The following is an 8185-nucleotide window of genomic DNA, read 5'->3' as shown; positions in this document are numbered from 1 at the left end:
CCCCTCCCGCAAGCGGGAGGGGGGAAGAACGAACCGACCGCGTCACGCCGCGCACTCGCGCGCCACGCTCACATCGTCGAACGGCAACACCATATCACCAACGATCTGGCCCTGTTCGTGGCCCTTGCCGGCGATCAGCACGATATCGGATCCGTCCGCTTGCGCGATGGCGGCGGCGATGGCGGCGCGGCGGTCGCCGATTTCGGTTGCGGCGAGCGCCCCCTTCAGCACTTCGCGGCGGATGCTCGCGGCGTCTTCGGTGCGGGGATTGTCGTCGGTGACGATCGCGACATCGGCGCGCGCCGCCGCCACCTGCCCCATCAACTCACGCTTGCCCGGATCGCGGTCACCGCCCGCGCCGAACACGACGATGAGCTTGCCGGCTGCATGCGGCTTGAGTGCGGCGATCGCGGCTTCGAGCGCATCGGGGGTGTGTGCGTAATCGACATAGACCGGCGCACCGCTGCGCGCGATCGCCGCGCGTTCGAGCCGCCCGCGCACCGGCTGCAACCGCGCCAATGCCTGCAAGGTCGGCGCAACCGGGCCGCCAGTCGCGATCACCAGTCCGGCGGCGACCAGGGCGTTCGCCGCCTGATACGCGCCGATCAGCGGCAGATTGACCTTGTGGATCGCGCCATCGGCCTCGATCGTCAGCCCCTGCCCCAGCAAAGTCGGATCGCGCCCCACCAGCCGAAGCGTGTCGCCATGTTCGCCGACGGTGATCAGTCGGTTGCCGCGGTGCCGCGCCAGATCGATCACCCGTTCGGCATGCGGATCATCGACCCAGACGACGGCAGTGCCATCGTCGGCGAGCACTTCGGCGAACAGGCGCAATTTGGCGGTGAAATATTCCGCCATGTCCTTGTGGTAATCGAGGTGATCGCGGCTGAGATTGGTGAAGGCGGCGGCGCGGACGGGCAGCCCCTGGGTGCGATATTGCGACAAGCCGTGGCTCGATGCCTCGAACGCCAGATGAGTCACCCCCTCACGCGCCAGCCCGGCGACATTCGACAGGAAGGTGACGACATCGGGCGTCGTAAGTCCGGTGGTGACTCGCTCGTCCGCCGTCGTGACGCCCAGCGTTCCGATCGAGGCGGCGTGCTGCCCCGCCATCCGCCATAATTGGCGGGTCAATTCGACGGTCGAGGTCTTGCCGTTGGTGCCGGTGACGGCGGCGGTTACCGGCGGGAAAGGTGCGAAGAAGCGCGCCGCCATTTCGGCGAAGCAGGCACGCGGGTTGTCGTGCGCGATGTGCACCGCGCCCTCCACCACCGCTTCGCGCCGCGCGACCACCGCAATCGCACCGCTGGCGATCGCCTGGGGAATGAAATCCTCGCCATTCACCCGCGCACCTTCGAACGCGCCGAAAATCGTGCCCGGCGCGACCTTTCGGTGATCGATCGCGAAGCCGGTGACGTTTTGCGGCTCGCCGCCGCCGGTGAGCGTTCCAAGCTTCATGGATCGACCTTCTTGTCGCCTGCGGCGCGCCAGAGGAGCGGCATCAGTTCGGACACATTGATGTCGCGATTGACGTCGGGGACGACCCCCAGCAGCGGCCCGGTGCGTGAGATGACCCGGCTGACGATGGGGGCGGCGGTCCAGGCAGCGGCAGTGAAGCCGAAGGTTTCGGCGGTGCCTTTGGGCGAATCGAGCATAGCGATCACCACATAGCGTGGTGCGTCCATCGGGAAAGCCGCCGCGAACGTCGAAACGTTCACCCGTTTATTGTATCCGCCAGCGCCAGGCTTTTCGGCGGTGCCGGTCTTGGCTCCCACCCGATAGCCCGGTGCCTCGCCGCGGCGGCCACTGCCCTCAAGCACCACCAGTCGCATTAACTGGCGCATCCGCGCGCTGGTCGTCTCGGCAAAGACGCGGCGACCGGTTGCCGCCTTGCCGTTGGCCACTTTCAGCATCGTTGCCGGACGCCAGGTGCCGCCGTTGACCATCGCGGCATAGGCGCTGGCCAGATGCAGCGGGGTGATTGCGATACCGTGACCGAACGCCGTGGTCAGCGTGGTCGAACGCCCCCAATTGGCGGGCCATAGCGGCCGTGCCTTTTCGATTTCGATGTCGGGGGCGGTATCGAAGCCGAGCTTGCGGAACAGATGCTCCATCCGCGCCTGGCCCATTTCCTCGGCAACGCGCGCCGTCGCGATGTTCGACGAATGCACCAGTGCTTCGGGCACGTTCAGCCAGCGTTTCTGGGCGTGATCGTCGCGGATCTGGAAGCGTCCGATCCGCAGTGGCGCGGTGGCGTCGTAACGCTTCGACATCGACGTCACGACGCCGGTTTCGATCCCCTCGGCCATCACCAGCGGCTTGAAGGTCGAACCGAGTTCATAGACGCTCTGCGTGACGTTGTTGAGGATGCCACTGTCGCCCTTGCTCATCCGATTGGGATTGAAGCTGGGCAGCGAGGCGATCGCCATCACCTCGCCAGTATCGACGTCGAGGATCACCCCGGCGGCACCCGCCGCGCTGAACGTCGCCATCGCGCGGCCAAGCTCGCTTTCGAGCGCGCCCTGGACGCGCAGATCGATCGACAGCGGCACCGGCGCGCCGCGCAGCGCCGGATTGGTCAGCCGCGAATCAAGATGGCGCTCCATCCCGGTCACGCCATGGCCATCGAAGTTCAGCATGCCCAAGGCGTGCGCCGCCAGCGTCGTCTGCGGGTAGAGCCGCTCGGGTTCGCGCGCGAAGGCGATGCCGGGTTCGCCAAGGCCGTTCACGCGATTGACCAGCTCGGGCAACGCGCGGCGCTGAAGATAGGTGAAGTTCGCCCCCGAGGTAAGCGCGCGATAATATTCGTCGGCGGTACGATCAGGCATCAGATCGGCGAGTGAACCGGCAAGCGCGCGCTTGTCGCCGATCACTTTGTCGGGATGGACGCCGATCGACCAGGCATCGATCGTGCGGGCAAGCGGCGCGCCGTTGCGGTCGATGATGTCGCCGCGCACCGGGGTGAGTAACGCGGCGATGTCGCGGCCGGTGGCGGGGGTGGCCGACCAGGCGAGCATCACCAGCCGGATCACCACGATCAGCACCGCCGCCGCGAACAGCAGCAACAGGACCATCAGGCGGGCCTGCGCCGTCTGCACCAGCGCATGCCGACCGGCACCAGGGCGCCGATCGGCAGCAGGGGGTGCCGTCAGGACGATCAACGTCGTTTCACCGTCTCGGATTTGGCACCGCGCACCAGATCGCCGAGCGTCCGGTCGCTCAGCAGCGAATCATCGAGCATCGCCACCGCTTGCGCCTTGCGCTCGACCGCCTTGCGGCTGGGCGTAGCGATGGCACGCTCAGGGCTGGGCGCGGCGACCGAGGCGAGCGCGATCGGTGCCGCAGTGCGGGTGGCGGTTGCCGGTGCGACGGGTGCCGAGGGAGTAGTGCTTGCCGTTGCGGCTGCCAACTGCTGCTGGTTCGCGCGGTGGAGGTCGTTGTCGTACAGCCCGGCGGGAATGATATACGCCGCCTGCTGCACCAGCGCCTCACCCGGCGCGGCATGGTGGAGCTGCGCCAGCGCTTCTTCGCCGGCGATATATTGTTCGGGCCGGGGGGCGGCGAGCGCGAGTACTTCGCCATTCCACCGCTCGAGCTGCGCGATGCTCGAGCGGGTTTCGAACTCGGTTTCGAGATCGCGGATGTCGCGCTTTGCCGACACGATCGCGCGCTGAAGGCTTTCGACCCGCGCGCGCTCGGTCGCGACCCAGGACGACACCAGATAACAGGGCGGTGCCACCAGCACGCCGCACAGAAACCAGCCAAAGCCCTTCAAGCTCTTTGCCGCCATCAGTTTTCTCCCTGCCCCCACGGGGCCGCCCCGGTACGCCGGGCTACACGCAAGGTTGCCGATCGCGCGCGCGGATTGCGCGCGATCTCGTCTTCGCCGGCACGCACAGCGCGCGCCGGTTGCTCGAAGCTTGGTGGCCGGGGCGACAGCGCCGCCGGCCGATGCCGCGATCCGGCGGGCTCGCTGCCCGACCGTTCACGGAAAAAGCGCTTCACCAGCCGATCCTCGAGGCTGTGAAAGGTGACCACCGCCAGCCGCCCGCCCGGCGCGAGTACACGCTCGGCAGCGGCGAGGCCGTCAATCAGCTCGTCGAGCTCGCGGTTGAGGTGGATTCGGATCGCCTGGAAGGTCCGGGTCGCTGGATCTTTCTTGTCGTGGGGCTTGTACCCCAGCGACCGGCGGACGACCGAGGCAAGCTCGCCGGTACGGGAAAGCGGACGCGCGGCGACGATCGCGCGCGCGACCCGGCGCGAGCGCGGCTCCTCGCCATAGCGATAGAGGACGTCGGCAATTGCTTCCTCATCGGCGGTGTTGAGGAAATCGGCGGCGCTTTCACCCGCCTGGCTCATCCGCATGTCGAGCGGCCCGTCACCCTGGAACGAAAAGCCGCGCTCGGGCTGGTCGAGCTGCATCGACGAGACGCCGATGTCCATCGTCACGCCATCGACCGGTACCGAATCGCGCGCCGCCAACTCGCTTTCGAGCGCGGAGAAGGGCGATTCGACCAGGATCAGCGCGCCGTCGCTAGCGGCAGACATCGCTTGCCCGTCGCGAATCGCGTGCGGATCGCGGTCAAAGGCGATCACCCGCGCGCCCGCTGCCAGCATCGCGCGGGTATAGCCGCCCGCGCCGAAAGTGGCGTCGACATGCCGCTCGCCCGGCGCGATCGCCAAGCCCGCCAGCACCTCGTCGAGGAGAACGGGAACATGCGGCGCCGTCACAGGGTCACCTTTTTCTGCGCCATGTAGAAGCGGCAGCGGTCTTGCAGATCAGGATCGTCGATGTCGGCGGCGAGCAGTGTTTCGGGTGCCCAGATCTGGAAACGATCGCCATCGCCGGCAAAGAACGCCCATTTGCCGATACCGGCGCGCTGGCGCTCGAACGCTGGCAGGACGAAGCGACCGCTGGGATCATAATTAGCGATTTCGACCCGATTCGCGCGGCGCTCGGCCTTTTCGTCGAACGCACGCCCCTGTTCGGCGGCGAGGCGGCGCAGATGGTTGAAATCATCGTTGAGCTGGCGCGCCCAGGTTACGTCGTAGCACAGCAGGCAGTTCAGCGCGGCATCGCGACCGACCAGCACGGTGCGAACCGGCAGATCCTGCACGGGCGTATTACGGTCGAGCACGACGCGCAGGTCGGCAGGGATCGCGACGCGACCCTTGTCGTCGACCGACTGCAGCGTGAAGCCGTAAAAGAGTTCCCTGTCTGACACCCGCGCCCTCTGTGGGGAGCACGCAAAGCCTCTCCCCGCCCGAAGCCAACGACTTGGCCCCGGCTGATATCGGATGACGAAGAGGAACGTGTCCCGCGCCGATTTTGTACCAAAATGGCGAGGCAACGACAATGACAATTTATGCCTTTTCGCCCCACTTTCCCCCACCTATCGCCATTAGAATCAGATGTACACGTTTGATCTTGTTATGTTCTAGTCACAACGATGCGATGGATCGCGCGGAATCTATCCCGCGAATGAAGCGACAGCGTTAACGGTGGATTAGGGTGCCGAGCGCCGCTCAGGTTCAGCCTTTGCGGCGTCGCTGCTGCTGCGGCTGGGGGCTACGCCCAATTCGGCCAGCGGCTCGTCGGAGAGGATGACATCATTGCCCAGCAGCGTCATATTGGCGACGACATCGGACTTCGACGAACCGATCGCCTCGACCGGAGCCTGACGATCGACCGCGTTGAAGATCACGCCGGCGATCATGATCAGCAATATCACGAGCGCCAGCCCGGTCATCGCGACCCGGATACGCTGCATTGCCTGGCTTGGATCAGTGATTGGTCGCATAACTGTGGCATAAAGGTAACGATCCCGCCGCCGCTTGTCGACCACGGTGTCACCCTTCAGTAATCTCCGCAGGCAATGACAGCCCTTTCGCGGTCAGCCAGTCGCGATTGTAGAGCGTTGAAAGATAGCGAAAGCCGGTGTCGCACAGGATGGTCGCCACCCGGCTGCCCGCCCCCAGTTGCTGCGCCAGCCGTACTGCACCGGCGACATTGATCCCCGACGACAGCCCCAGGCACAGCCCCTCCTCCGCGAGCAGGCGGCGCATCCACACCAGGCCTTCCTCATCCGACACGCGGAACTGGGTATCGATCGGCGCGCCCTCCAGATTGGCGGTGATTCGCCCCTGCCCGATCCCCTCGGCGACCGATGAACCTTCGGATTTCAGTTCGCCATGCGCGTAATAGTTGAACAGCGCGGCACCATGCGGATCGGTCAGCGCGATCGTGACATCGGGATCGCGCTCCTTCAGCCCAAGCCCGACGCCGGCGATCGTGCCGCCAGTGCCCGCGGCGCAAGTGAAGCCGTCGATCCGGCCCGCCATCTGCTCCCAGATTTCGGTCGAAGTGCCGACGATATGCGCGCGGCGATTGGCGATATTGTCGAACTGGTTGGCCCAGATCGCGCCCGGCGTCTCCTCGGCGATCCGGCGCGAGGTGTGGACGAAATGGCCGGGGTTCGAATAGGGCGCGGCGGGCACCAGTACCAGCTCGGCCCCGAGCGCGCGCAGCGTGTCCATCTTCTCGCGGCTCTGCGTTTCGGGCATCACGATGATCGTGCGATAGCCCTTGGCATTGGCGACCAGCGCCAGCCCGATCCCGGTATTGCCCGCGGTCCCCTCGACGATGGTACCGCCGGGCTGAAGCAATCCGCGCGCTTCGGCGTCCTGGACGATGAACAAAGCCGCGCGATCCTTCACGCTGGCACCGGGATTGGTGAATTCGCACTTGGCGAAAACCTCGGCCCCGGCAGCCTCGCTTGGTCCCTTCAGGCGGACCAGCGGGGTGTTTCCGATCAGGGCGAGCGTATCAGGCGTTGTCTGCATGAGTTGCAGATAGGGACTGGGCCGGGGTGGGGGCAAGCAACACCTGCTGTCAGGCGATCAATGCCGGGTTGCCACCCCCGCCGCGCGCAAATGCGGTGCCAGCCTGCCGCCGATCGCCAGAAAGAACATGCGAAAGTCGCTGATCAGCGACCACCAGGGATGGGTAAAGGTCGCAGGCCGGTTCCGCTCGACACGCAAATGCGCGTACCAGGCAAAACCATAGCCGGCGACCGGCACCGCCGCCCACCACCACCCGCCCCGGCCGATCGCGACGACCAGCAGCGCCAGCGTGAGCGCGGTGCCGATATAATGCAGCCGCCGCGTTTCGGGCCTGGCGTGTTCGCGCAGGTAATGCGGCCAGAACTGCGCATAGGTGGCGATGCGGGTCATGGGCACCAGGATATGCGAGGTCGGGGTGGTTGGGAATGGGCGGGCTTGGTGATTCGGAGCCTCGGAAAGCTACAAAAGCTACACTACGTACCCCCCGGATTCGCCTTTTCCGCGTAGCGAAACGCGAAGCGGGTGGGGATGAGGGCAGCGTTCTCATGCGGCAGGGATACCAAAGCAGAAGCTTGTAGGACAGCGCGGTTGGGTTGGCGACGTGGCCGTGCCGATTTAGCTGACGGAATTGCGGGAAGTGGTGGTTAGCGGACGTTCGATCTGGGAAGTGGAAGACCGTACGCAGCAATGCTAGCAAGCGGCATGCGTTTGATTTTCATCTATGGTCCCGTTGCGAGCGGGAAGCTAACGATCGGCCGACTGGTGGCTGAGCAGGTCGGCGCACCGCTTTTCCACAATCACCTGATCGTGGATGCAGTCGCGGCAGTGTTTCCGTTCGGCTCGCCCGAGTTTGTGTCTCTACGAGAGCAATTCTGGTTGGAGACGATTTCATCCGCAGCCGCTTCGGGGCGGTCGTTGATCTTCACGTTCGCGCCTGAACCGAGTGTCTCCACGGACTTCCCCGATCACGTTCTACGCCGCGTCACACAAGCCGGAGGACAGGTTACCTACATCGCGCTTGATTTGAGCGAGGCGGAGCAGGAACGGCGGCTTGTGAACCCCTCGCGCGAGCAGTTCGGCAAGTTGCGCTCGCTGGAAATCCTTCGTGCTCTCAGACCTTCGATGACCGCTTGTATGAAGATCATGCCAAAGGCTGCACTGCGGGTCGATACCGAGATGTCTACACCAGCCGAAGCGGCCAACGCGATTATTCAGCACATCACCACAGTAGGGTGAACGTCCGCCTTTGGGCGGCGGCTGCCTGTCCGCTTAGGGTAGCGGCTCCGTCGATGGCGGGCTTCGCTATCTGGCGGATGCACGAACCCGCTGCGCGGGAGGGTGC

Annotated in this window: 9 protein-coding genes; 1 reads left to right on the top strand and 8 read right to left on the bottom strand. The window is 65.5% G+C overall.

What is annotated here, in order from left to right; translation table 11 throughout:
- Positions 1-42: 42 nt before the first annotated feature.
- From QU44_RS13610 to QU44_RS13575, 8 genes are all read right to left on the bottom strand, one after another.
- Positions 43-1458, bottom strand: a complete 1416-nt coding sequence (locus QU44_RS13610; protein ID WP_033922892.1) for a UDP-N-acetylmuramoyl-L-alanyl-D-glutamate--2,6-diaminopimelate ligase — start codon at positions 1456-1458, stop codon at positions 43-45.
- A complete protein-coding gene (locus QU44_RS13605) occupies positions 1455-3161 on the bottom strand; it encodes a peptidoglycan D,D-transpeptidase FtsI family protein (RefSeq protein ID WP_033922890.1) in 1707 nt (568 codons plus the stop codon). The genes QU44_RS13610 and QU44_RS13605 overlap by 4 nt, the downstream gene beginning before the upstream one ends.
- Complete coding sequence (locus tag QU44_RS13600; RefSeq protein WP_052134857.1) at positions 3158-3790, bottom strand: hypothetical protein; 633 nt, start codon at positions 3788-3790, stop codon at positions 3158-3160. Before QU44_RS13600 ends, QU44_RS13605 begins: the two co-directional genes overlap by 4 nt.
- Complete coding sequence (gene rsmH / locus QU44_RS13595; RefSeq protein WP_033922888.1) at positions 3790-4731, bottom strand: 16S rRNA (cytosine(1402)-N(4))-methyltransferase RsmH; 942 nt, start codon at positions 4729-4731, stop codon at positions 3790-3792. Before rsmH ends, QU44_RS13600 begins: the two co-directional genes overlap by 1 nt.
- Positions 4728-5225 carry a division/cell wall cluster transcriptional repressor MraZ gene (locus QU44_RS13590; RefSeq protein ID WP_033922886.1) on the bottom strand — a complete coding sequence of 166 codons (498 nt, stop codon included), beginning with the start codon at positions 5223-5225 and terminating at the stop codon, positions 4728-4730. Before QU44_RS13590 ends, rsmH begins: the two co-directional genes overlap by 4 nt.
- A gap of 282 nt (positions 5226-5507) precedes the next feature.
- Complete coding sequence (locus tag QU44_RS13585; RefSeq protein WP_156141192.1) at positions 5508-5801, bottom strand: hypothetical protein; 294 nt, start codon at positions 5799-5801, stop codon at positions 5508-5510.
- 49 nt (positions 5802-5850) lie between these two features.
- Positions 5851-6843, bottom strand: a complete 993-nt coding sequence (locus QU44_RS13580; RefSeq protein WP_033922882.1) for a cysteine synthase A — start codon at positions 6841-6843, stop codon at positions 5851-5853.
- A 57-nt stretch (positions 6844-6900) separates the two neighbouring features.
- Positions 6901-7233 (bottom strand): DUF962 domain-containing protein, encoded by a 333-nt coding sequence (locus QU44_RS13575; protein ID WP_033922880.1) that lies wholly within the window; start codon positions 7231-7233, stop codon positions 6901-6903.
- Between the two features lie 312 nt (positions 7234-7545).
- On the opposite strand from QU44_RS13575, the gene QU44_RS13570 reads away from it, so the two are divergent.
- On the top strand, positions 7546-8079 hold the full coding sequence (locus QU44_RS13570) for a shikimate kinase (protein WP_033922894.1): 534 nt from the start codon (positions 7546-7548) through the stop codon (positions 8077-8079).
- Positions 8080-8185 lie beyond the last annotated feature (106 nt).

The sequence above is a fragment of the Sphingomonas sp. 37zxx genome, assembly GCF_000786205.1.
In the GTDB taxonomy this organism is placed as follows: Bacteria; Pseudomonadota; Alphaproteobacteria; order Sphingomonadales; family Sphingomonadaceae; genus Sphingomonas.
This window is presented reverse-complemented; position numbering and strand designations above follow the sequence as displayed.